The organism is Chryseobacterium candidae (genome assembly GCF_004916905.1).
GTDB classification, from domain to species: domain Bacteria; phylum Bacteroidota; class Bacteroidia; order Flavobacteriales; family Weeksellaceae; genus Chryseobacterium; species Chryseobacterium candidae.
In genome coordinates this window covers 19,718-43,574 of the sequence record NZ_SDLV01000047.1, presented here as the reverse complement: position 1 = coordinate 43,574, position 23,857 = coordinate 19,718, and the positions used below count along the sequence as shown (strand labels likewise).

The window sequence follows — 23,857 nt, the reverse complement described above, 5'->3', positions numbered from 1 at the left end:
AAAGAAATTTGCTGTTTGTAAAATTGTAACAAAATTTAAGTTGTTTTTAAGCAATTTTTAAGAGTTCAATTCATAATATTCTCCTACATTTGTCGTTGAAATTTAATAAAATTTACATTTAATGCTGTTAACGGAACTTTCTCAGATTTTATTTGCACAAATCGCTACTCCTGCAGTTGCTGCGGACAACTTAGAGTTCTCATTCTGGAAGATTATGTTCCACGGAGGAGCTTTTGCTAAAATAGTGATGGTCACTGTGTTGCTATTGGGAGTGTTTTCTCTATATCTGTTTTTTGAAAGATTTTTCTTTATCAAAAGGCTGACATCAAAAACAGATTCCAACTTCATGAACAATATCGAAGACTTCATCAAGGCTGGGAAAATAGAAGCAGCAGGAGATTACTGCAAAACCCAGAACTCTCCTGAAGGAAGAATTTTAGAAAAAGGAATTTCAAGATTAGGACGTCCTGTTTCTGATATTGTAAGTGCTATGGAATCGCAGGCACAGGTAGAGGTTGCCAATATGGAAAAAAATCTGAACCTTTTGGCTGTAGTGCCAAGTATAGCACCCATGTTGGGCCTTTTAGGTACGGTAATCGGGATGATTATTGCTTTCTTTAATCTTTCCCATGCCACAGGATCTTTCTCTCCGAAAACACTTTCTGAAGGTATCTATACTGCTTTGGGACAGACCGCTGTAGGTCTTGCTGTGGCAATTCCGGCTAACTTCTGCTATAATATTCTATTGACAAGGATTGATAAATTTGTCCTTAAAGCTCAGAATATGTCAGGAGAATTTTTAGACCTTATCAACAAACCTTTATAAATTTTCTTACGATGAAAATTCAAAGAAGAAATAAAGCAAATCCGGAATTCAGTTTAGCAGCGATGACAGACGTTATCCTGTTGATGCTGATTTTCTTTATGATCACCTCTTCAGCAGCCAATCAAAGCGCTATTGATGTGAATCTGCCGAAAGCCGGAGCCGTTGATGATAATATTCCGAATCCTGTGACAGTAAGTATCAAACCGGATGGTTCATTCTTTGTGGATGACAATCCTGTAAATAAAGGAGAACTGGAGAGGATTATTGTAGATAAATTGGCCAGCCAGACCAATAAATCATTCACGATAAGAGCAGACGAAAATACATTACATAAAGATGTAGTTTTTGTAATGGAAATTGCTGAGAAATATAAATTTAACATTGCCATTGCAACCGTTAAAGATAAATAACAGATCCGGATTTCCGGAAACAATTACGTTTTAAGATGAAAAGCTATACAGCAAACAGAAACGAAGAAAATAAAGATAGAGTAAAGAGCGCACTGCTTTCTATTCTTATCTGGGCTGCTATTTTGCTTTTTGTTTTTTTGTATAAATTAAAACCTGAACTGGACAAAGATCCTGAAGTGGTTACTACCATGCTGGTGAACTTCGGAGACAACAGAAATGGAAAGGGGATTGAAGAGCCAGCTGAACAGCCTGGAAGTCTTGCTGCTGCAACAGAAGAAGTAACATCAGTGCCTGCAGAAACTCCGGTTTCGGAAACAAAAACAGTTATAAAACCAGAACCAGCTCCTACTCCGGAACCAAAGAAAACTGAGGTTAAAGAGAAGGTCATTACAGGAAATAATTCAAAAGCTGCTTTTCCTAAAAAAGAGGAATCTAAAAAAGCTGAGAAAAAAGAAGCCACCAGCACGAGTGCTTCAAAAAATACCAAAAAATCAGGAGCAGCTGCGGCAAACTCAAAAACAGGGAATGGAGACGGAAAAGGAAATGCTGCTATCGGAAACCTGATCAAAGGAAGAGGAACCAAAGCAGGAAGCCAGGGGACAGGTGAAGGAATTGGAAATGCAGGAGATCCTTTAGGTGGTGACGGAAACGGAGACAGTAAAGTAGGAATCGATAGAAAACTGGTAGGCTATATTCCCGGAACAATGGGAAGAGGAGGAGCACAGCCTTCTCACAGCTGCACGGCAAGCGGATCAATTACCATTGCTTATACTGTAGATAAAGCAGGAAATGTTGTTTCCGCAAGAAGAGCCGGAGGGATTTCAGATCCTTGTGTAGCATCTACATCTGTTGCCTGGGTTAAAAAGTATGTAAAGGCAGAGAAAGCCAATACTTCTTCCACCGGAACTTATAAAATTACATTCTAAAAATACAAAAGCACTTTATTCAAGTGCTTTTTTTAATTCATTTATTCTGTTGATGATTGGGAGTGCAAAGATTCCACTGGTCTGAAGATATAGCTCATAGAATGTCTTTGCTTTATCCTGAAAATCTTTGTTATTTTCATGTTTGCTGTTGAAATAGAAAAGATTTCCCAACATTTCATAATAATCTTTATGATCTCTTTCCTGTCTTTCATTAACGATGGCAATCATCTGTTCCTTGGTTTTGGAAGCAACCTCTGTAAAACTCATCTTGAAAATATCTCTCATCAACGTATCAAAATCCAGCTCTTTCTGCATTAAACTTTCTTCAGGTTTATCCAGAATCAGTTTTTCCAATGCCTGGGTTAATTGGCGGATGAGTCTTAGGGTAAATTCTTTATCTGTGATCATAATGAATAGTTTTGTTGCTAGTTGCTAGTTGCTAGTTGCTAGTTGCTAGTTGCGTTTATGTTCTCCAGTTTAATTGGACGTATTTTATAAAGTTATTGATTTTTCCTCCTAGGAGTTTATATTGTTCTGATTTTTCTTTAAAGCCTAAGCTTAAATCCGGATAGAGGCGATTGATTTTTGATAAGTGGCAAACTGTTTCATCACAACTTGCCTGAGAGTAAGTAAGAAATCTGATAAAGTCACCTTTGTAATTGTTTCTTCCATAACCTTCTGCAATGTTTGTAACAATGGAATCGGCAGATCGTCTCAACTGACTGCCCAATTCATATAATTCGTAGTTTGGCAGTTTGAGTGAAAGTGCATGTGTTTCAATAAACAACTCAAAAGCAATATTATAAATATCAAGTTTTTCGTAGCTCATTAATATCTTTTTTAACGATTAAAAAACCAGCAACTGTCAACCAGCAACTTTATTATTAAGCAAAGAATAAATAAGCTAATGCAATTGCAGTGATAACACCAACTAAATCGGCCAGAAGCATGGCAATTACCGTGTATCTTGTATTCTTAACGGCTACGGCACCAAAATATACTGCAATTACATAGAACGTCGTATCTGAGCTTCCCTGAAGTACTGCCGCTAATTTTCCCTGGAAGCTATCTGCTCCAAATGTGGCCATCGTATCCACCATCATTCCTCTGGCTCCTGAACCGGATAAAGGTTTGATCAATGCAGTTGGAAGTCCATCCACAAATCTCGGATCCATATTGGCAACGTTGGCTACCCATTTCATCCCGTCAATAATCACATCAAATACACCGGAAGTTCTTAGTAATGAAATCGCAATCAGCATTCCAACCAGATAAGGAATAATTTTAACACAGGTGGTGAAGCCTTCTTTTGCGCCTTCAATAAAGGCATCAAAAACGTTAATTTTTTTATAAACAGCTCCTAATACAATCACAAGGAAGATAAACAGAATTAAACCATTGCTTAATACTTTACTGAAGTCATCCAGTTCATCCTTACTCAATTGTACAAGGTATACTACCAATAAAGCAATAATTGCTGAAATTCCTCCTACATAAGCTATTACCACCGGACGAAGAAGATTGATTTTCTGGTATAAAGAAACAATAATCATCGCAGCTAAAGTTGCCGCAAAAGTGGCGATCATGCAAGGAAGGAAAATATCTGTAGGGGTCTTTGATCCCATAGAGGCTCTGATGGCGATAATAGAGACCGGGATTAACGTCATTCCTCCGGCATGAAGACACAGGAACATAATCTGTGAATTGCTGGCGGTATCTTTATTGGGATTTAAGGTCTGGAGACTTTCCATTGCCTTAAGTCCAAAAGGAGTAGCAGCATTATCCAGTCCCAGAAGGTTAGCGCTGAAATTCATCAGCATATGACCGAAAGCAGGGTGATTCTTGGGAATATCGGGAAATAATTTGGAGAAAAAGGGCTGAATCAGACGGCTTAGAAGGTTAATACCTCCTGCTTTTTCAGCAATACTCATGAATCCCATAAAAAGGGTCATGATTCCGATAAGACCAAGACAGATCTTCACCGCAGTTTCAGAGGTTCCGATGACTCCGTCAGCTTCCTGAACGCGATAAACATTTACATTCTGTTTTAAAGAATCTGTTTTATAGTGAATTCTGCTGTCTGCGAAATCATTCTTTTTCATCAGGCTGTCTCTTACAAGAGGAGAGAAGCTGCTCATAGGCTGGGATGCAATCTTCACTGTATCACCACCTTTTCCTACCACCATATCATTGAATATGGTTTTGTAGTGACCTGACGATACGTATTTTATACTGGCAATGGCAATGGCAATGATAATGAAAGCCGACCAAATTCTGCTGAGAACCATCTGATTGATTTAATTGTTTAAACTTATCAAAAATACTTTAAACCACAAAAATAACTAAAGTCTTTTGTTTATCTGATGTGAAGGAAAAGTAATGATAACTTCTGATTTTAGAGTTTATAACGCAGAGTCCGCAAGGATTCTAATAGTGAAGCTTTTTTCGTTCGCGAAGGCGTTAGCAATAAGCAAACAGCTACACTCAGAAAACATTGCTGAATGAAATGCCCTTGCGGACGAAAATAGGCATTGAGTTTTTATATTTTCTTAGCGTATTCGTTGCGTTAAAGAATAAAATTACTCTTCCAGATAAACAAGATGCCCTTCAAAATCATCATCAAGATTTTTCAGAACCTTTGCGTCATCCATTTTTTTGATTAATGCATTAACAAAGAAACTCTTTTCAAAAAACTGGCGGTGAATTCCGGGGAGAATTTCCATAAAATAATCCATTCCGATTTTGTTGTTATGGAGATCCATTTTGGTTTCCAAAGGCTCATTAGGGAAAAGTTCTTCGTGCATATCTGTTATTCTTTTGCAGAAATCCAGCGCTTTTTTAGGGGAAGAGATTTTGCAGCAGTACATCATAATGAAGCAGCACCAAAGCGCGTGTCTGAAAGCATTTCCAATTCCGTTATTGGAGGCTGTTTCAGGAAATTTTTTCTGTGCAATGGTAAATGCCTTTACCGTGGCATAAAAACTGAGTAAAGCGAAAAGAGGATGGGGAAGGACAAGTGATAAAAGACGGATAATCTTTTTAAAACTCATACTTCTGATGGTATTGAAAAATATCTTAAAAGTCCTCATAAATAAAAATCTCTCCCTAATTAGAGAGAGATTGTATTGTTTTTGTTACAGATACTATGCTTTTACAGCTAATAAATTGACTGTTTTGGCAACAGTATCCTGAATTTCAGTTCTTTTTACGATGAAATCTACAAATCCTTTTTCCTGTAAGAATTCTGATGTCTGGAATCCTTCCGGTAAATCTCTACCGATTGTTTCACGGATGACTCTTGGTCCTGCGAAACCGATCAGTGCTCCCGGCTCTGCCATAATGATATCGGCAGTCATTGCGAAAGAAGCTGTAATTCCTCCGAATGTAGGATCACAAAGGTAAGCGATGTATAAAAGGCCTGCTTCAGAAAGCTGAGCCAATTTAGCCTGAACTTTTGCAAGCTGCATCAACGAGTAAGTGGCTTCCTGCATTCTTGCTCCTCCGGACTGACAGATAATCATATACGGAAGTTTATGCTTGATACAGTAGTCTACCGCTCGTCTGATCTTTTCTCCCATTACAGAACCCAAAGATCCACCGATGAACGCAAAATCCATACAAGAAACTACCATTTCAGTTCCTTTTACGGTTCCTACAGCATTTCTGATAGAATCTGTAAGCTTAGTTTTAGCTTTTACTTCTTTCAAACGGTCTTTGTAAGGCTTTGTATCTTTGAAGTTTAAGATATCAATACTTTCAACATTGGCATCCAGTTCGGTAAATTTACCACCGTCAAAAAGGATGTCAAAAAATTCTGCACTTCCTATTCTCACATGAAATCCATCTTCAGGAGAAACATAGTTATTCCTCTTTAGTTCATCATGTTCCACTACTTTTCCGGATGGAGTCTGATGCCAAAGCCCTTTGGGAACGTCCTTTTTCTCATCAGTAGAAGTGGTAATGTTTTTTGCTTTTCTTTTAAACCAGTCGAATGCCATTTTTGTTTGTATTAATGTATAAATGTAAAATGCACCAATGTAAATGTATTTCTATGAATACTTTTTACATTGATACAAATTTACAGTTCTTATTTTAAAGTATTTACGTTATTTAAATCTTCAAATGCTTTCACCAATCTTGTAGAGAATGTTTCTTCACCTTTTCTTACCCAAACTCTTGGGTCGTAGAATTTCTTGTTAGGTTTTTCTTCTCCTTCAGGGTTTCCGATTTGAGCTCTTAAATATTCAATATTGTTAACCATATAATCTCTTACCCCTTCTGTGTAAGCAAACTGAAGGTCGGTGTCGATATTCATTTTGATTACTCCATAGTCGATAGCTTCTCTGATCTCTTCTAAAGTAGATCCTGAGCCTCCGTGGAATACGAAGTTGATAGGTTTAGCAGATGTTCCGAATTTTTCCTGAACATATTTCTGAGAATTGTCAAGGATTTTCGGGGTAAGAACTACGTTACCAGGCTTGTAAACTCCGTGTACGTTACCGAAGGCAGCAGCGATTGTGAAGTTATCAGAAATAGCTTTTAATTTTTCATAAGTATAAGCTACGTCTTCAGGCTGGGTATATAATTTAGAATTATCAACGTCTGAGTTGTCAACACCATCTTCTTCCCCTCCTGTAACCCCGATTTCTACTTCAAGAGTCATCTGAAGCTTAGCCATTCTCTCGAAATACTGAGCTGAAATCTCAAGATTTTCTTCTAAAGATTCTTCAGAAAGGTCTAACATGTGAGAAGAGTAAAGAGATTTTCCTGTCTGCTTGAAAAATTCTTCGTTAGCATCCATCAATCCGTCAATCCAGGGAAGTAATTTCTTTGCACAGTGGTCTGTGTGTAGAATTACCGTTGCTCCGTAAGCTTCAGCCAGAGTGTGAATATGCTTTGCACCGGCAATTGCTCCTAAGATTGCAGACTTTTGCCCGTCATTGTTTAATCCTTTCCCTGCATTAAAAGCAGCTCCTCCATTTGAAAACTGAATAATGACAGGAGCGTTTAATTTTGCTGCAGTTTCCATTGTAGCATTTACGTTGCTGGATCCAATTACGTTTACTGCAGGTAATGCAAATTTGTTTTCTTTAGCATACTGAAAGATATCAGTAACTAACTGACCTGTGGCAACTCCTGCCGGAAAAATTCTGCTCATGTTTTACTTTTTATTATAAATTTATTAGGTGTTTTAATTTCGTGTAAAGGTAATCATTTTTAAGAAATTACTAGTTTCTTTTATCTCGGCCCCAAAGAAGCTTCTGACGGATGGTTTCATAGAAACTCAAACTGTTGGGCTGCACCAGAAGAAGCTGGAATTTTGCCTTTTTAATGATGATTTCCTTGTCGGTTTCTATGTGTATCAGCCGGGAGTCTAAAGAAAGAGAGTATTGTGGTACACGGCTTTCCACCCTGAATTTTATTTCTACTTTATCATTTACTACTAAAGGTCTCACATTCAGATTGTGTGGAGCGATGGGAGTAATGACAAAATTTTCGTTATTGGGAGAAATGATTGGTCCTCCGCAGCTCAGAGAGTAAGCAGTAGAACCTGTAGGGGTTGAAATAATCACACCGTCACCCCAGAATACATTCAGAAACTCATCATTGATATAAGAATCTACTGTAATCATTGATGTTGTTTCTTTTCTGGAAACAGTAACGTCGTTTAGCGCATAAGGGAAAGCTCCTTCCAGTTTGGGCGAAACCACTTCAATTACTGCACGGCGGCTTGTTTTTACATCGCCTTTTAGAATGGAATCCAGTTCTTTAAAAGCTTCTTCTTTTGTGAAAAAGGCCAAAAATCCAAGTCTTCCTGTATTTACTCCTACCACCGGAATTTCAAGATCCTCAATGAAGGTTAAAGAATTTACAATCGTTCCGTCTCCACCGAAAGTGAAGAAAAGATCCACTTTTTTATCCAGAAGATCCTGCTTAGAATTGAAAGTTTCGAATATTTTTGAAAACTGAAGTGCTTCAGCCATTTCATCATACAGAACAGATTTTACATCTCTTGCTTCAAGTTCAGAGATAAACTTACTTAAATATAAAAAAGTATCAAGATCTTTTTTCTGAGAATATATGGCTGCCTTCATGTTATATTTCTATGAATTTTTGTAAAAAACCATAACGGTCTTTAAACAGATCGGATTTTTCATCAGAATAATATTTTTCAACAATTCTGTAATCGTACCGGTCAAATGTAGCATCTATCGAGGCCAGATTTTCATTACTGATCTTTATTGTGACCTGAACTACCTCCTCAGACATAAAGCTGATAAACCCTCCGTAAAACTTTGAGTTGTTGCTTTCTACAATATTGGTAATTTCCGTCATTGAATATTTTCTGGCCGGAGTTTCTACGGTAAGAATAGCTCCTGTTTCTGAAAACAAAGGATAACGGGAAAGGTCCTGAAAAACATCTTCACAGGTAATATACCCCAGATATTTTTCATTTTTATTAATCACAGGAATCACATTGGAGCTGAAAGTATAAAACAGACGGATGCTGTCCATAACATTGTTGTCCTCCAGAATCGCAAACCGTTCAATCTGGTGCTCCAGATCCTTCAGTGTTCCGCCATCTTCCTCATACAGAAAGTCCATTGCAATAGCTCCGTAGAAGTGATGAGATTTTTTGATGAAAACATGGGAATATCCGAAATCTTCCAATATGTTTCTGGCCGACTCTATGGAGTCAGAAAGGCTAAAACATGGAAAGTCTTTTGAGATATAGTCCTTGATAAACATTGTGCTAATTTATAAAAAATTAAACGAAACTTTTTCTGAAAACCCGACTTTTTTTAAGATGAAACAAAAAAAATGCCGTCAAAATTTGTTTGTAAAAAAAAATAAAGTACCTTTGTCGCCTTTCATTTTTACTTTTTATTAGATTTATTTCAAACTGCACTGTCTACTAAGGACATATGCAGTTTTTTTATTTTAATGCTTTTGCAAATTCCCACATCACAATTCCGGCGCACACACTTACATTAAGAGAATGTTTTGTTCCAAGCTGTGGAATTTCTAAAAATACATCAATATTTGGAAGCACCTCATCACTGATTCCCTCTACTTCGTTTCCTAAAATCAAAGCATATTTTTTTGACCGCTCAATGGTAAAATCCGTAATAAGTTGGCTGCCGGTAGTCTGCTCAATCCCGATGATTTCGTACCCGTTGCTTTTCAGATCAGCAATGGCTGTATTGGTTTCAGTTTCATGAGACCAGTCTACGCTTTCCGTTGCTCCCAATGCCGCTTTATGAATTTCACGGTGGGGTGGCTGTGGTGTAATTCCGCAAAGGATTATTTTTTCAACTAAAAAAGCGTCTGCCGTTCTGAAGGCTGCCCCCACATTGTGCATGCTTCTGATATTATCTAAAATGATGACCAACGGAATTTTTTCAGCCTTCTTAAATGTTTCTACATCTATTCTGTTCAGTTCTTCCAGTTTTAGTTTCTGTACCAATTGTATATTATTTGTGAGATTATTTTTTTCTTTTTGCTGATGTTTGTCTTTGCTATTTTTATAAGTATTAAGACATTTTCCGTTATCTTAATTCAAAAGTAGTAAATAGTTTTTTGGGTTCAAAATATAGACAAAAACATTTAGACAAGGTTTTATTTTCTGCTCGTAATCTGATGAACATTCTTCTCAATATTCTGAGCTAAGGCCTCCATTGGAATATCATTTTCATCATTGTTGAAAGGGTCTTCAATTTCTTCTGCAATAAGCTCAAGACTCATCAAAACATAATAGACAAAAACAGTAAGCGGAATCATAAAAAGCCCAATCGTAATAACGTAAGCAATGGGCAGCGCAAAAACATACAGAATAATGAATTTCTTGATGAAAGAAGAATAAGAATAAGGAATCGGAGTGTTTTTGATTCTTTCACAGCCTCCACAAACATCCAGAAAGCCTGAAAGCTGGGTATCTAAGTACAGCATTTCCACTTCAGAAATTTTCCCTTCTTTTTTTAATTGATTCAGTTTATGGCTTAACAGGATAATTATTTCGCTTGGACCATGGTTTTTTAAAGAACGTTCAATTTCAGAAAAATCTTCATCCAAAGCGAGCCTGGTAGACTCTTTGGAAAGATGTTTGGCCAAAAAGTGAGGGAAGAATTTTAAATACCTTGCAACCTGCTCAATATCCTGATGGTTATCACCAAGTATTGTATTGATTTTTATCGCAAAATTTCTGGTATCGTTGACAAGCTTTCCCCAAAGCTTTCTTCCTTCCCACCATCTGTCATAAGCGGTATTGGTCCTGAAAACCAGTAAAAGCGACAGCACAAAGCCCAGCAGAGAATGAATCATTCCTACATTACTTACCCCTGATTTTGTTGTAAGATGCAGATATTCCACTTCCAGATACTGAATTCCCCAGGAGTATATCCCAACAAGGATCATACTCGGGAAAAGAATTTTTAAGGTATCACTTTTGTGTAAACTGAAAAGGATTTTAATGAAATGTTTGGTATTGTAGACTCTCATAAATTCACTTATTACCACAAATATAAATTTTTCATCTGAGCTCTGCTAATAAAGTAAGGAAGTCTGAAGCTGGAATAAGGAAGCTATTGAAGCAGAAGAAGTCTAAGTTTTCTGTAAAAAGGTTTTGTGGATTGATCTACAGACGTTTGCAGGCAAATCTTAACTCCCGGCATCGTTCCCCCAGCTTCCGGCTCTTTTAATCTTATTTTCTCAGGTTTTAAAAAAACACTATTTTTATTTCGCATTAAATACAAAATACATGATCCTCGAAAACGTAGATATTGTAAATGATATCAGTAAAGAAGATTTTCAGAAAAATTATTTTAAAAAGCAGAAACCTCTTTTGATTAAGAATTTTGCCAGCCGATGGGATGCTTTTGATAAATGGAATCTTGCCTATATCAAAGAAAAGGCAGGAGATCAGGAAGTTCCGTTGTATGACAACAAACCGGCTGATGCTGCCAAAAGTTCCGATGCTCCGGTTACCCGTATGAAAATGAAGGACTATATTGATACCATCAAAAGCAAACCTTCAGATCTGCGAATTTTCTTTTATATCATTACGGACAGGCTTCCTGAACTTCTTAAAAACTTCATTTATCCTGATCTTGGAATAAAGTTCTTTAAAAGGCTTCCTACATTATTCTTCGGGGGAAGTGAGGCACATGTTTTAATGCATTATGATGTGGATCTTGGTGATTTTATGCATATTCATTTCGAAGGAAAGAAACGAATTTTATTATTTGACCAGAAACAGTCTTCGTTTTTATATAAAGTGCCTTTGTCTGTACACACCGTTTACGAGATCGATTATGAAAATCCGGATTACGAAAAGTTTCCGGCACTGAAATATGCCAGGGGATACGAAATTTTCATGGAGCATGGCGACGCCCTCTTTATTCCAGGTGCATTCTGGCATTTCAACAGATATCTGGAACCTGGCTTTTCTCTTTCACTAAGAGCGCTTCCCAATAAACCCAATGTTTTTGCCAGTATGCTGTACCATGTCTTTATTATGAGGTATACGGATAAGCTGATGCGAAAACTTTTCAAAGCCAAATGGGTAAATTACAAACAGAAATGGGCCTATAGGAAAAGTTCAGAGGCTTTGGAAAAACATATGAAAGCAGGAAAATAAAGGAAGGAAGAAGGAGGCTGGAAGCTGGAAGATTGTTTACGGCCTATTATCAACAGATTACCTTTTATTTAAAGGTGATCAGTAGTTAAACGACCAATATAAACTTCCATCACCCATCTTCAGACTTCCCGCCTATTTATTAATAAGCCCGAAGATCGTTGCATCAACGAATTTTCCTTTTTCAAAAAAATAATCTTTCAACGTTCCTTCTTTGCTGAAATTTAAAGAAGACAGCAGCTTTTCGGAAGAAATATTGGAAGGGTCTATGAAAGCATCTACACGGTGAAGCCGGAGGGTTTCAAATCCATAGGTTAAAATGGGAAGAATGGCTTCTTTCATATAGGATTGCTGCCAGAATTTAGGATTAAGTTCATAACCAATTTCAGCGCGGAAATGCTCTTTGTGCCAGTTGTGATAGCCGCAGGTTCCGATAACTTTTCCATTGGATTTCAGCTCCAGAGCCCATCTTAAACCCTTTCCTTGCTCGAATTCACTGTTAAAATGCCTGATAATATGTATTGAGTCTTCTTCTGTTTTGAAGGTTTCCAGATCATAATATTCCATAACTTCATCCAGAGAAAAATATTCAAACAGGTCCTGGGTATCATTAAAAGTTAGCTGGCGTAAAATAAGCCTTTCAGTCTCTAAGACAGGAAATTCCATAAATAATGTGATTTGATGGGTGAAAAGTACAATTAATTACTGATAAAGAAAAGCCGGGAAGATTAACCTGCAAACAATTTCCTCACCCTGAATTTATTTTTTTAAATTTGGGGTTCATTTTTTACTATGGCAAAAACGAAGAAGGAAACTCCGCTAATGACTCAGTATAATACCATCAAGGGTAAATATCCGGATGCGCTTTTACTTTTCAGAGTGGGAGACTTTTATGAAACTTTTGGGCAGGATGCCGTGAAAACATCCCAGATTCTGGGTATTGTTCTTACCAAAAGAAATAATGGAGAAGGCAGTGTAGAACTTGCAGGATTTCCACATCATTCCATAGATTCTTATCTTCCCAAGCTGGTAAGAGCAGGAATGAGGGTAGCCATCTGCGATCAGCTGGAGGACCCTAAGATGGTGAAAGGAATTGTGAAACGTGGTGTCACTGAGCTGGTTACTCCGGGAGTTACTTTCAATGATCAGGTTTTGAATTCTAAAAAGAACAACTTCCTTCTATCATTACACAAAGAAAAAGAGAAGTATGGGATTGCTTTAGTGGATATTTCTACAGGAGAGTTTCTGGTAAGTGAAGGAAACCTGGAAAAGCTTTTGCACATCATCAATACCTTTGATCCGAGTGAGATTATTTTCCAGAGAAGCACACAGATTCCGGAACAGATCAAAAATAAAAATGCCTTTAAGCTTGAAGACTGGACTTTCCAGTATAATTTTGCCTACGAAAAACTGACCAATCACTTTAAAACCAATTCTTTAAAAGGTTTTGGTGTGGAAAATCTTCCCTTGGCGATTACAGCTGCAGGAGCTATTTTTGCGTATCTCGTAGAAGATACCCATCATAATCTGCTTGCCCATATTACCAAATTGCAGATCATTCCGCAGGAAGATTATCTGATGATGGATAATTTCACCCTGAGAAATCTTGAAATCGTTTATCCAAGCAATCCACAAGGGAAATCTCTGCTGGATATCATTGATAAGACTTCTACTCCAATGGGAGGAAGATTATTGAGAAGGAGAATCATTCTTCCTTTAAAATCTGTGGACGAGATTATGAGAAGACTTTCCCTGATTGACTTTTTAAACGAAAATGATGCTCTTAAATATGAAATCTGCCAGCTTTTAAAATCCATTTCTGATCTTGACAGATTGATGGGAAAACTGGCTGCAGAGAAAATTTCACCTAAAGAACTGGGATATTTACGCCAAAGTTTAATTAATATTCATAAAATCAAGGCGTTATTGCACCCTTATGCAGATGTGCTGGCTTGGTTAGATCCTTTATTTGATCTTGAAGAACTGATTAAATTTTTGCAGAATCACCTTAATGAAGAGCTTCCGGTAAATATTGCGAAAGGAAATATCATTAAAGAAGGGATTTCTGAAGAGCTTGACAGATTGAGAAACCTTCAGAGCAAAGGACGGGGTTTCCTGGATGAAATGTGCCAGAGAGAGATTGAAAGAACAGGGATCACCAGTCTTAAAATTGATTTTAACAACGTTTTCGGATACTATATTGAAGTCAGGAATACCCATAAAGATAAAGTACCTGATGACTGGGTGAGAAAGCAAACCTTAGTAAATGCTGAAAGATACATTACCGAAGAACTGAAGGAATACGAAAATCAGATCTTAGGAGCCGAAGAAAAAATAGGCGTTCTGGAAACTTCCCTATATAGAAATGTATGTGCGGAAACCATGGTTTATATTGATCAGATTCAAGGGAATTCCAATATCATTGCCCAACTTGATGTGGCTGCAGGATTGTCTGAACTGGCTGTTTCTGAGAGTTATACAAGGCCTGTTCTGAATGACGGCTATGCTATAGATTTAAAAGAAGCCAGACACCCGATTATAGAAAATGCCCTTCCGTTAGGAGAAAAATACATCCCGAATGACATATTCCTGGATAAAGATTCCCAGCAGATTATCATGGTAACAGGACCTAACATGGCGGGTAAATCGGCTATCTTGCGTCAGACGGCTATTGTATGCCTTTTGGCTCAGATCGGAAGTTTTGTGCCTGCAAAACATGCGGAGATCGGATTGCTGGATAAAATCTTTACAAGGGTAGGAGCTACCGATAATATTTCTGCCGGAGAATCTACTTTTATGGTAGAAATGAATGAAGCAGCCAATATTTTGAATAATATTTCAGAACGAAGCCTGATCTTATTGGATGAAATCGGCCGTGGAACTTCCACGTATGACGGGGTTTCTATTGCATGGGCCATTGCAGAATATCTTCACCAGCATCCAACGCAGGCTAAAACTCTATTTGCAACGCATTATCATGAACTGAATGAAATGACAGTGAATTTCGAAAGGGTGAAAAATTTCCACGTTTCTATTCAGGAAAACAAAGGGAATATTATTTTCCTGAGAAAATTAGTTCCGGGTGGAAGCGAGCACAGCTTTGGTATTCATGTGGCAAAACTGGCCGGAATGCCTGCCAAAGTGGTCAACAGAGCGAATGAGATTCTTAAAACTCTTGAAGCAAGCAGAACGCAGGGAAGCGGTAGTACTTCTGAGAGTATCAAAAGAGTGACTGAGGAAAATATGCAGCTTTCATTCTTTCAGCTGGATGATCCTGTTCTGGAGAATATCCGTGAAGAACTGACGAAAATAGATATCAATACTTTGACACCCATTGAAGCTTTAATGAAGCTGAATGCGATAAAAAAAATGATTGGAGGCTAATCCAATCATTTTTTTTACGGTTATTCTGTATTAGCAGCAAAATCCATCCTGCATCCCCGGAACTCCATACCGTTCTTCTCCGGTATGAGGATCTGTACAGCTTATTACTCTTGGGCAGACAGGTCTGTTAGAGCCGCCACTGATTTCTTTAAGCTCCATTTTGCTTAATTTTCTTTTCTGAATGTTTGATTTTTTCATGGTATTTTTAGTTTCATTCAACTCAATAATATAAAAATCACCTGTGTAATTCTACTACTTGTGAAAAAATCAACATGTCTGCAAAAAAAAAGAGCCTTAGCGGCTCTCTTGTATTATAAATGATTGTATTCGTAAGTATTAACGTCTGTGGAACCTGTAGTGGTAGTCCCTGTTTTATCATAATAGCTTCGGATTTCTTTTGTAGGATAACCGCTGGAATTATATTCGAAATTAGATTTAAATATGGTCCATTCAGTTCCGATTCCGTTATTATAACTGATGATGTGGTTATAGCTTAATGTATTGTGGGCAGATCCACTTTCATCTTCATTATCAATAATCTTTAAATATCCTGTTATATTTTTTAGAGGAGCATTTTTGGAGTCATATACCACTGTTTTTAAGATAGAGCTTCCGGTTTCAGTAGTATTATTCTGAGTTCTTGAAAGAGTACCCGTCCAGCTGCTCATCGAACCATCAGCATTCAAAATTGCATTTCTGGTTTCGCTTCTTGTTGATGCTGAGGAAGTTGCGGTATATGTAATTTTTACATTGTTATTAGCTTGGTAAGTATAATTGGATTCTGAGTTCCAAGCCCCTCCGAAATCAGTTCCTGAAGTTGTTTTTTTAATTAGCCTGTTATTACTGTCATAGGTAAATTTAGTAGTAAGAGCAGTATTTGAACCATTAACTACAGATTGTGAGATCAGATCACCTGAATAGATAAATGTAGTTACACTTCCTTCTGTAATGTTTTTTATCTGAGAAATTTTTGAACCGTTATAGCTAAACGTTAAAACATCACCATCCATAGTCATTTTGGTTACCAAAACCGGATCATTGTTGTTATTGTTTCCGTTATTACCTGTTGAAGTATCATCGTCATTGCTGCTTGAACATGAAGCCAAAAAGAAGATTGGCAGAAGTAAATAAGTTTTTTTCATGATTTATTTTCTAAGGCTGTAAAAGTATCAAAAAAAGAATTAATGATACAAATAATTTTTAAGCTATAAATTTCATTTTTGTATATTGTTGAATTATAATTTCTTCTATTTTAGAAATGATGAAAGTATTAAAAGTATTTCTGTTCTTTACAGTTCTTAAAGCGGAACAGACAGAGGTTTCCCGGAACACCAATTTTTTATGCCTTAAACTCAATTTGAAATGAAATTCCAGTTCAGCCTGAAGTATCTGCTTCTCACCGTATTTATTTTTCTTGTAGAAGTATTGATTGCCAACAAACTAAGTGATATTTTCTTCGTGAGAGCTTATCTTGGGGATGTGATTGTGGTTATGCTTCTTTACACGTTTGTAAAAAGTTTTATAAAAGTAAATGATCAGAAACTGATTCTGGGAATTCTGATTTTTTCCTTTGCGGTAGAATTTGCACAATATTTCCATATCGCAGAAAAACTAGGCTTCCGTCCTGGAAGCCTGATGTATATTGTCATCGGAAATTCTTTCTCGTGGATTGATAATCTGTGCTACGCTGTAGGATGTCTGATTCTCTATCTTATCGTAAGAATGACAAACCGTGATGGCTTAACCTCAACCCCTAATCCCTGATCCCTGCTACCTAAAACCTATTCTCTATCTCCCAAAACTATCATATTTATCTTCCGCATATTTGGTAAAACGGTTCAGTAAAGCCACATTTTCCTTTTCCATAGGCGAAAGATCATTATCTACATTGCTGGAAACAGGAATATACCAGTCTGTTTGCTCAAAGAAATTCCTGTAGGTTTCTTTTTTAAAGGAATATCCATGTCTTGCAAATACTGAGTTTTTGATGATCTCAAGATCCAGCTTTCTTAAGTTTTTAAGGTCTTTTTCCGTAAGCTTTTGCTTCGATGCATTCAGTTTGAAGATGGCTTCCGATGCGAAACGGTTTTTAGTCGTTTTATAGCTTTCCGTTTTTCCGGTTTCTTCATCTGTATATTTTTCGGTAAATTCTTTGGAATTTGACCAGTCTACCAGATCAGAATCCTTATCCAGCATAAAGTTAGGGTTATAAACAAATTCTTTTTTGGTAAGTTTAAGCGTTTTTGAAGGGGCTTTTACGGAAGTTTTATCAAAAGCGTTCCATTTTCCGGTTAAGCTGTCTCCTTTCAGTTTTACTTCAAACCTTCCGTCTGTTTTATCATTGCCGGGTTCATCCAGAACAAAAGAAGCGGTTGATTCATTGAAAACTCCTCTGAACGGACGCTGGTTACCATTAACGATACTTTGTCCGTAAACACTGTCTTTGGTGATTCTGTTGATCTTTAAAGAAATTCTTTTGTAGTTACTGACATCATATTCTGAGCCATCGGTTGGGTCAATAACCTTTTCCATTCCGGCAAATTCACCGGTATAAATTCCGTAATATTCTTTGTGAACCTCGGGGATTACCACAGAGTCCTTCTTTGTGGTCAGAGAATCTTTTCCCGATTCAGTAGTTTTTCCCTCTTTTTTGCAGCTTATCAGGGAAACTGTCAGCAAGGAAATCAGGGTATAATTTAGAATTTTCATAGATGTTTTTTTGTGATTAAATATTCAATAATAAGGATGTTGGGAATCCAGCCCAGCCAGGCAATGATCTGATAAACGTCCATCGGGTTGGGATGAAATAAATATACAATAATTACTTTCCACATTCTCAGGGTAATAGCAGATAATGTAAAAGCAAAGCTCCGCCACATCCATTGTTTGTGTTCTTTGAACATTTTCTGTCTGGCCAGCTGATAAGCTTTCAACGTTGAAAACCACCATAAAAAGCCTAAAATAACGAAGGAAATCTTTGACAGAAGGCCTCCGTTGGCAAAAATACCCATATAAATACCTGAAGGCGCGGCAAAAATCAGAAGGAGAAAAATATATATTTTTCCTATATTCCTGTGAAAATTTTTGAGTCCAAAATTCTTTCTGAGCAAAGCAAGAAAACCCGAAAGAAGCACAAAAATACTTGTATAAACATGAGTATAGAAAAACGTGAGATACTCTGGTCTTTCTGTTACTTCCGTCTGTTTGATCATCAGAAAGCTGACTTCAGGATTAAAAGGAATATATTCTAAGGTAATTTTCAGCATCAGCCAAAAGAAATACCCGAACCCTAAAACTAAAAGTATTGTAAGGATTTTAAAGAAAAAAGAGATATTTCTTTTGGCAGATAGCATTGTCTGTTTTAATTTAAATACTGACGCTTTAGAGTATTATTTATTTTCAAAGAAATCAATGACTAATTCATTAAACAATTCCGGTTTTTCTTCAGGAGCATAATGGCTTGAATTAGGTATAATAGCCAATTGCCCTTTTGGGATAGATTCTGCTATTTTTACAGTATGCTCTGTTTTTATAAGGTCTTTATCACCCGCAATAATCAATGATGGGCACTGAATTTTTTTAAGATCTTCATACTTCCATTGAGGATATTTCAAATCCAGATTCAAAAGGTCTATAAAAACATCATTTTTATGGTCTTTATTCTCTTTAATAAGGTTCACGAGCATTTCTTTTATGGATTTTAACTCATCATCTTTAACTCCTTCCGGAAAAATATTGGCTCCTGAACAGGCAATTTTGTCTACCATTTCGGGATATTTCATTGCCATAGACAGTGCAAGAATTCCTCCGTCACTCCAGCCAAGAATTTTTGTTTTTTTGATGTTCAGCTTCTCTAAAAACTGTTTAAGATCCTCTGTCTGAATATCAAAAGTAAGTTCTTTCGTTTTGTCATACGTAGATCGTCCCCGTTCACGGCAATCGACAATGATCACTTTGTATTTTTTAGCAAAGGTGTCTTTCTGGTTCATAAAGGCACTGATAGATTGGCCATTGCCATGAAGCATAAGCACGGGTTCACCTTCTCCATAAACTTCATAATACAATTTGATGCCGTTAACATCCATAAATTTTCCATGCGGCATTGTACCGATAATGTCATGCCCTTTGATCAGTAATGACTTATTGCCGCTGAATGGCTTATAATCTGAAGCTCCAATTGTAAAGTGTTTTACGTGCGTTACTTTCTGAGAATGGATTCCTTCAAACCAGCCACCGGATGTAATATCTTTCTCAAAACCTGAATTTTCCAGAGGGATTTCAATCCATTTTTTTGATTTTCCATCATTGATTTCCAGCTTAAAATCGTCAAAATAAAAATTACCGTTGTTTTGGGCAAATGCACCAATATTTATGGTCTTCGCAGAGGGGCTGATGGTTCCTTTTATTTCGTAGGGTTTCCATTCATGGGTAACTTTGATTCCGTAATATTGATTTTCAAAGAAACCGGTAGACTTATCTTTATTGTCTATTCTGCACCATAGCCCGCAATTGGAACCATTATCCTCATTATCTTTTCTGATTTTTGCAGTTATACGGAAGTTCCAATTCTGTTTATGCTCTATATTGACAGCTTGTGTGAATGATGTCCAGTCAGAGACAATTGTTTTTTCCTGGCTGTATCCTAAAAAGGACCAGAGTAAAAGAAAGAAACCGAAATTTTTTTTCATGTATTTAGTTTTTATTAAAAGTAATAATTTTTTTACAAGCCGTTGAGATCCTGTGCAATCAGCCATCCTTCACTCCAGCAAGCCTGGAAATTGAATCCTCCCGTCACGGCATCGATATTCAAAACTTCTCCGGCAATATAGAAATTAGGAAGTAATTTGGAAGACATATTTTTAAAGTTAATTTCCTTTAAATCAACGCCTCCGGCGGTTACAAACTCGTCTTTAAATGTCGATTTCCCGGTTACCTGAAACTTCTTTTGGCAAAGATTTTCCAGAACTTTCTGCATTTCTTTTCCGGAAATATTAGCCACCTGTTTGTTGAGATCGACCTTTGAGATCTCTAAAATTTTCTGCCAGAATCGGTTGGTAATATCAAAGATCTTAGATTGCCCGATCGTTTTTTTAGGATTGCTTTGCTTGAAATTCTGGAACATTTCTTCCGCTTCATCTATATCTATGGAAATAAAATTAACTTCAATTTCAAAGTTGTATTTCAGCTTTGCCAGGCTTATCGCTTCCCACGCAGAGATTTTCAGAACAGCCGGTCCGGAAAGACCCCAATGCGTAATAAGCAAGGGTCCGCTTTCTTCTGTTTTAAGCTTTGGAATTGAAATACCAGCGTTTTCAAAACTGGTTCCAGGAAGATCTTTCAGCAATTCATCTTTAATATTGAATGTAAAAAGGGAAGGAACAAGGTCTACAATCTTATGACCCAGATTTTCGATAATTTTCAACGATTTTGGAGAACTTCCGGTTGTGTAAACAATATAATCTGCTTCAAAATCTCCGGAATTGGTTTTCACAATATACTTTGTATCCTGTTTTTCAATCTCTTTTACCGTACATTTTGTCTTTACTGATATATTTTTCTTTTGAGTTTCGTTCAGAAAAGTATTGATGATGGTCTGGGAAGAATTACTTTCAGGAAAAGTTCTGTTATCATTTTCAATTTTCAAAGGAACGTTACGCTGATCGAACCATTCCATTGTATCACCGGGCTGAAATTTAGTAAAGACACTTAGCAGTTCCTTGTTTCCACGGGGATAAAACTGAACAAGTTCCCTTGGATCAAAGCATGCGTGAGTCACATTGCATCGTCCGCCTCCGGAAATTTTAACTTTCTGAAGGACATCTGAGTTCTGCTCTAAAATAGTAATTGTATATTTCTTTTCGTCAAGATTAGATGCGCAGAAAAAGCCCGCAGCACCGCCTCCGATAATAATGATCTGTTTCATGTATATGTAATCCTATGCGGAAGATTATTTTTTCAAAAGTACAATTTTTATAAACCATCTTATTTGAGTATTTTTGAAGATTATTATTTTATAATACCCAAAAACGATTTTCAAATGATTTTCTACCATAAATTTGAAGTAAGATGGAGTGATCTTGATGCCAACAAGCACCTGGCTAATTCATCCTATGTACAATATTGTGCACAAGCCAGAATGGCTTTTATGACTAAAGAGAAAATGGGAGTTACCCAGCTGAGCAGATGGGGAATAGGCCCGGTAATCCTGCATGAAAGATATTCTTTCTTCAAAGAAATCTATGCAGATCAGATTGTTATTGTAAGTGTTGAAATAGACGGATGTGCAGAGGATTCTTCCATCTACCGTTTCGTACACAAATTCTATACTCCGGACGGAATGCACTGCGCTACAGCGGAAGCTACAGGGGTATGGATTGATATGATGCTTAGAAAAATGACCACTCCACCGGATGATGTAGTGGAAGCAATGAATAAATATAAAACCCCGGACACTGTTGTATTATCGAAAGAAGACTTCAAGAAGTTTCCTTTCCACCCACACAATATTGACCCGGCAGAAATTAATATATAAAATGATGAATGATGGTTGATGCAGAATAAAAATCTGTATTCATGAATATCAATTATCATTTATCAATCATCACTTATAAAAAGAAATTTATGTTTGAAGATAAATCACAGGAGCTGACGCCCATTTCAAAATTAGGAGAGTTTGGTCTTATTAAACATTTGACAGAGTATTTTCCTTTATCCAATGAATCTTCAGAACTTGGAGTAGGAGATGATGCGGCAGTCATTAATCCCGGCAACAAAAAAGTAGTTCTTACAACAGATGTACTGGCGGAAGGAGTACATTTTAATCTGGGGTATGTTCCTCTAAAGCATTTAGGTTATAAAGCGGTGGTTGTGAACCTAAGCGATATTGCTGCGATGAATGCAACACCTACACAGATATTGGTTTCCCTTGCGGTATCCAACCGTTTTCCGGTAGAAGCTTTAGAGGAAATTTATTCCGGAATTCAGGCAGCATGTGGAAGATATAAAGTAGATCTGATAGGAGGAGATACCACAAGTTCCAATTCTGGGCTGGTCATGAGCATTACGGCTGTAGGAATTGAAAATGAAGAAAATATCGTAAAAAGAAGCGGAGCAAAACCAAACGATCTTCTTGTAGTAACAGGAGATTTAGGCGGAGCCTATATGGGTTTACAGATTCTGGAAAGAGAGCACGCTGTTTATCTTGCTGATCCGAATATGCAGCCTGAAATGGAAGGCTATGATTATATCCTTGAAAGGCAGCTGAAGCCTGAAGCCAGAACAGATGTTAAAACAATTCTGGAAGAGTTGGATATTAAACCAACGTCTATGATTGATATTTCAGATGGTCTGGCTTCCGAAATCCTTCACCTTTCAGATCAGTCAAAGGTAGGTTTCAGATTGTATGAAGAGAAAGTTCCATTGGATAACCTTACCATCTCTACGGCAGATGAAATGAATTTAAATCCGGTAATGACTGCTTTAAGCGGTGGTGAAGATTATGAACTTCTGTTCACAATTTCACCGAATGATTTTGATAAAATTAAAAACCATCCGGATTTTACCATTATAGGACATGCCGTAGAAAAAGAAGATGGAAACTTTATGGTGGCAAGAGGATCAAACCAGCTGGTAGCGCTCACCGCTCAGGGATGGGATGCTTTTTTAAACCAATAAAACCGAAAAATTATATTTAATTTTAAATATTGTAAGAGAACCGCAGCATTTTTTTGCTGTGGTTTTTGTTTCCAGTTAATTATTTTACACTTTAGTGATGACTACGCCTGAAAAAGAAATTCCTGTTCACCATCTGACCTCTGAAGAATTTCAGATGAGTACGCTAAGTGCGGCAGGTCCTGAAAATTTTCATGATGTTCACCGGCATAATTTTTTTGAAATTATCTGGTTCAGACAAGTGTATGAAAACAGCTGCTTAGAACTGGATTTTGAAAGCTATCAACTTGAAAACAATCAGATCTGCATCATTGCACCCGGACAGGCATTCAATATGAAACTGGAAGGAGAGGAAGGCTATGCAATGGCAATAAGCAGAGAAATTTTCAACGAAGCATGTGATATAGAATCCGTACTTACAGGAGGGGAAATTCCTTTTATTTTAAATCCGGGGAATGAAAAAACCTGCAGTACCATCATAGCACTGATGGAGCAGGAATATAAAGCCGCTTCCAGGACAGACCTTTTAAAGGCCTATCTGAAGGCATTTTGCATCATCATCGGAGAGCAGATTATCCCTCAGGAACCTTTACTGAATGACCGCCAGCGTATTCAGGAACTGGTGGGACTTATTGACAGACACTATATAGTGCATAAAGAGACGGGTTTCTATGCTGATCAGTTAAAGATAAGTACCCATCATCTTAATGATATTGTGCGCCATCTGAGAGGAACAACTGTAAAAAAGTTGATTTCTCAGCGTATTATCCTTGAGGCTAAAAGAGAGCTTAGCTTTGGAGCGCTCACGGTGAAGGAAATTGCTTTTAAACTCGGGTTTAACGATGCTTCATATTTTTCAAGGTTTTTCAAGAAACATACGGGTCAGAATCCTGATAATTTTAAGAATAATGAAAAAAGATAATCCTCAATATTTACCATAATGATAGGGTTAAATTAATATTTTCATCTTTTATTGCATTTTTAATCTTCAGTTTGTCCTATACTT

Annotated in this window: 26 protein-coding genes; 9 read left to right on the top strand and 17 right to left on the bottom strand. The window is 37.0% G+C overall.

Translation table 11 applies throughout. The annotated features are described in order from the left end of the window. The first annotated feature begins 121 nt into the window (after positions 1-121). The 3 genes from EK417_RS17755 to EK417_RS17745 are packed head-to-tail and all read left to right on the top strand — an operon-like array spanning position 122 to position 2,162. A complete protein-coding gene (locus tag EK417_RS17755; RefSeq protein WP_136522925.1) occupies positions 122-826 on the top strand; it encodes a MotA/TolQ/ExbB proton channel family protein in 705 nt (234 codons plus the stop codon). 11 nt (positions 827-837) lie between these two features. Then, the gene (locus EK417_RS17750; protein WP_076595132.1) at positions 838-1,236 is read left to right on the top strand and encodes an ExbD/TolR family protein; all 399 of its coding nucleotides are present in this window, start codon (positions 838-840) and stop codon (positions 1,234-1,236) included. Between the two features lie 35 nt (positions 1,237-1,271). Then, positions 1,272-2,162, top strand: a complete 891-nt coding sequence (locus EK417_RS17745; protein WP_136522924.1) for a ferric siderophore ABC transporter substrate-binding protein — start codon at positions 1,272-1,274, stop codon at positions 2,160-2,162. A gap of 15 nt (positions 2,163-2,177) precedes the next feature. Here EK417_RS17745 and EK417_RS17740 read toward each other — a convergent pair whose 3' ends face one another. The 10 genes from EK417_RS17740 to EK417_RS17695 all read right to left on the bottom strand — a co-directional run bounded on the left by EK417_RS17740 (position 2,178) and on the right by EK417_RS17695 (position 10,661). Continuing rightward, on the bottom strand, positions 2,178-2,570 hold the full coding sequence (locus EK417_RS17740) for a hypothetical protein (RefSeq protein ID WP_136522923.1): 393 nt from the start codon (positions 2,568-2,570) through the stop codon (positions 2,178-2,180). Between the two features lie 55 nt (positions 2,571-2,625). Then, positions 2,626-2,991: a four helix bundle protein gene (locus EK417_RS17735; protein WP_110367390.1), complete on the bottom strand. Its 366-nt coding sequence runs from the start codon at positions 2,989-2,991 to the stop codon at positions 2,626-2,628. Between the two features lie 55 nt (positions 2,992-3,046). Then, positions 3,047-4,450 (bottom strand): nucleoside recognition domain-containing protein, encoded by a 1,404-nt coding sequence (locus EK417_RS17730; RefSeq protein WP_136522922.1) that lies wholly within the window; start codon positions 4,448-4,450, stop codon positions 3,047-3,049. A gap of 291 nt (positions 4,451-4,741) precedes the next feature. Next, positions 4,742-5,251 carry a DUF6973 domain-containing protein gene (locus tag EK417_RS17725; RefSeq protein ID WP_110367388.1) on the bottom strand — a complete coding sequence of 170 codons (510 nt, stop codon included), beginning with the start codon at positions 5,249-5,251 and terminating at the stop codon, positions 4,742-4,744. A gap of 54 nt (positions 5,252-5,305) precedes the next feature. Beyond that, positions 5,306-6,160 (bottom strand): acetyl-CoA carboxylase, carboxyltransferase subunit beta, encoded by an 855-nt coding sequence (gene accD, locus EK417_RS17720; protein ID WP_047095043.1) that lies wholly within the window; start codon positions 6,158-6,160, stop codon positions 5,306-5,308. An 89-nt stretch (positions 6,161-6,249) separates the two neighbouring features. Then, on the bottom strand, positions 6,250-7,320 hold the full coding sequence (fbaA, locus tag EK417_RS17715; RefSeq protein ID WP_076595127.1) for a class II fructose-bisphosphate aldolase: 1,071 nt from the start codon (positions 7,318-7,320) through the stop codon (positions 6,250-6,252). A gap of 70 nt (positions 7,321-7,390) precedes the next feature. Continuing rightward, positions 7,391-8,257, bottom strand: a complete 867-nt coding sequence (locus tag EK417_RS17710) for an NAD kinase (protein ID WP_076595126.1) — start codon at positions 8,255-8,257, stop codon at positions 7,391-7,393. Between the two features lies 1 nt (position 8,258). Then, positions 8,259-8,912 (bottom strand): CBS domain-containing protein, encoded by a 654-nt coding sequence (locus tag EK417_RS17705; protein WP_047426603.1) that lies wholly within the window; start codon positions 8,910-8,912, stop codon positions 8,259-8,261. Between the two features lie 187 nt (positions 8,913-9,099). Further along, on the bottom strand, positions 9,100-9,630 hold the full coding sequence (locus EK417_RS17700) for an RNA methyltransferase (RefSeq protein WP_110367387.1): 531 nt from the start codon (positions 9,628-9,630) through the stop codon (positions 9,100-9,102). 152 nt (positions 9,631-9,782) lie between these two features. Continuing rightward, positions 9,783-10,661, bottom strand: a complete 879-nt coding sequence (locus EK417_RS17695; protein ID WP_136522921.1) for a bestrophin family protein — start codon at positions 10,659-10,661, stop codon at positions 9,783-9,785. 259 nt (positions 10,662-10,920) lie between these two features. Here EK417_RS17695 and EK417_RS17690 point away from each other — a divergent pair, with 259 nt between their 5' ends. Continuing rightward, entirely contained in the window at positions 10,921-11,799 is an 879-nt protein-coding gene (locus EK417_RS17690) for a cupin-like domain-containing protein (protein ID WP_136522920.1), read from the top strand. A 132-nt stretch (positions 11,800-11,931) separates the two neighbouring features. Here EK417_RS17690 and EK417_RS17685 read toward each other — a convergent pair whose 3' ends face one another. Beyond that, positions 11,932-12,462: a GNAT family N-acetyltransferase gene (locus EK417_RS17685; protein ID WP_136522919.1), complete on the bottom strand. Its 531-nt coding sequence runs from the start codon at positions 12,460-12,462 to the stop codon at positions 11,932-11,934. A 126-nt stretch (positions 12,463-12,588) separates the two neighbouring features. Between EK417_RS17685 and mutS the strand changes: the two genes are divergently transcribed. Next, on the top strand, positions 12,589-15,180 hold the full coding sequence (gene mutS, locus EK417_RS17680; protein ID WP_136522918.1) for a DNA mismatch repair protein MutS: 2,592 nt from the start codon (positions 12,589-12,591) through the stop codon (positions 15,178-15,180). A gap of 30 nt (positions 15,181-15,210) precedes the next feature. Here the strand turns inward: mutS and EK417_RS21200 are convergent, their stop codons facing one another. After that, positions 15,211-15,378: a hypothetical protein gene (locus tag EK417_RS21200; protein ID WP_168802028.1), complete on the bottom strand. Its 168-nt coding sequence runs from the start codon at positions 15,376-15,378 to the stop codon at positions 15,211-15,213. Positions 15,379-15,491: 113 nt separating this feature from the next. Continuing rightward, on the bottom strand, positions 15,492-16,322 hold the full coding sequence (locus tag EK417_RS17675; RefSeq protein WP_136522917.1) for a hypothetical protein: 831 nt from the start codon (positions 16,320-16,322) through the stop codon (positions 15,492-15,494). A 220-nt stretch (positions 16,323-16,542) separates the two neighbouring features. Between EK417_RS17675 and EK417_RS17670 the strand changes: the two genes are divergently transcribed. Continuing rightward, complete coding sequence (locus EK417_RS17670) at positions 16,543-16,944, top strand: ribosomal maturation YjgA family protein (protein ID WP_136522916.1); 402 nt, start codon at positions 16,543-16,545, stop codon at positions 16,942-16,944. Between the two features lie 24 nt (positions 16,945-16,968). On the opposite strand, the gene EK417_RS17665 is transcribed toward EK417_RS17670, so the two are convergent. From EK417_RS17665 to EK417_RS17650, 4 genes are read right to left on the bottom strand one after another with little or no spacing between them, the layout of a single operon-like run. Then, a complete protein-coding gene (locus EK417_RS17665; protein ID WP_136522915.1) occupies positions 16,969-17,889 on the bottom strand; it encodes a YARHG domain-containing protein in 921 nt (306 codons plus the stop codon). Further along, positions 17,886-18,533, bottom strand: coding sequence for a DUF2306 domain-containing protein (locus EK417_RS17660; protein ID WP_136522914.1), 648 nt, complete (start codon positions 18,531-18,533; stop codon positions 17,886-17,888). Before EK417_RS17660 ends, EK417_RS17665 begins: the two co-directional genes overlap by 4 nt. 36 nt (positions 18,534-18,569) lie before the next feature. After that, positions 18,570-19,868: an alpha/beta fold hydrolase gene (locus EK417_RS17655; protein ID WP_136522913.1), complete on the bottom strand. Its 1,299-nt coding sequence runs from the start codon at positions 19,866-19,868 to the stop codon at positions 18,570-18,572. A gap of 32 nt (positions 19,869-19,900) precedes the next feature. Then, positions 19,901-21,103: a BaiN/RdsA family NAD(P)/FAD-dependent oxidoreductase gene (locus EK417_RS17650; protein WP_076595116.1), complete on the bottom strand. Its 1,203-nt coding sequence runs from the start codon at positions 21,101-21,103 to the stop codon at positions 19,901-19,903. Positions 21,104-21,217: 114 nt separating this feature from the next. On the opposite strand from EK417_RS17650, the gene EK417_RS17645 reads away from it, so the two are divergent. The 3 genes from EK417_RS17645 (at position 21,218) to EK417_RS17635 (ending at position 23,773) form a co-directional block, all read left to right on the top strand. Next, a complete protein-coding gene (locus EK417_RS17645) occupies positions 21,218-21,712 on the top strand; it encodes an acyl-CoA thioesterase (RefSeq protein WP_047427802.1) in 495 nt (164 codons plus the stop codon). Positions 21,713-21,801: 89 nt separating this feature from the next. Next, positions 21,802-22,854, top strand: coding sequence for a thiamine-phosphate kinase (gene thiL, locus EK417_RS17640; protein WP_076595306.1), 1,053 nt, complete (start codon positions 21,802-21,804; stop codon positions 22,852-22,854). Positions 22,855-22,951: 97 nt separating this feature from the next. Beyond that, entirely contained in the window at positions 22,952-23,773 is an 822-nt protein-coding gene (locus EK417_RS17635; protein ID WP_136522912.1) for a helix-turn-helix domain-containing protein, read from the top strand. Positions 23,774-23,857: the final 84 nt, after the last annotated feature.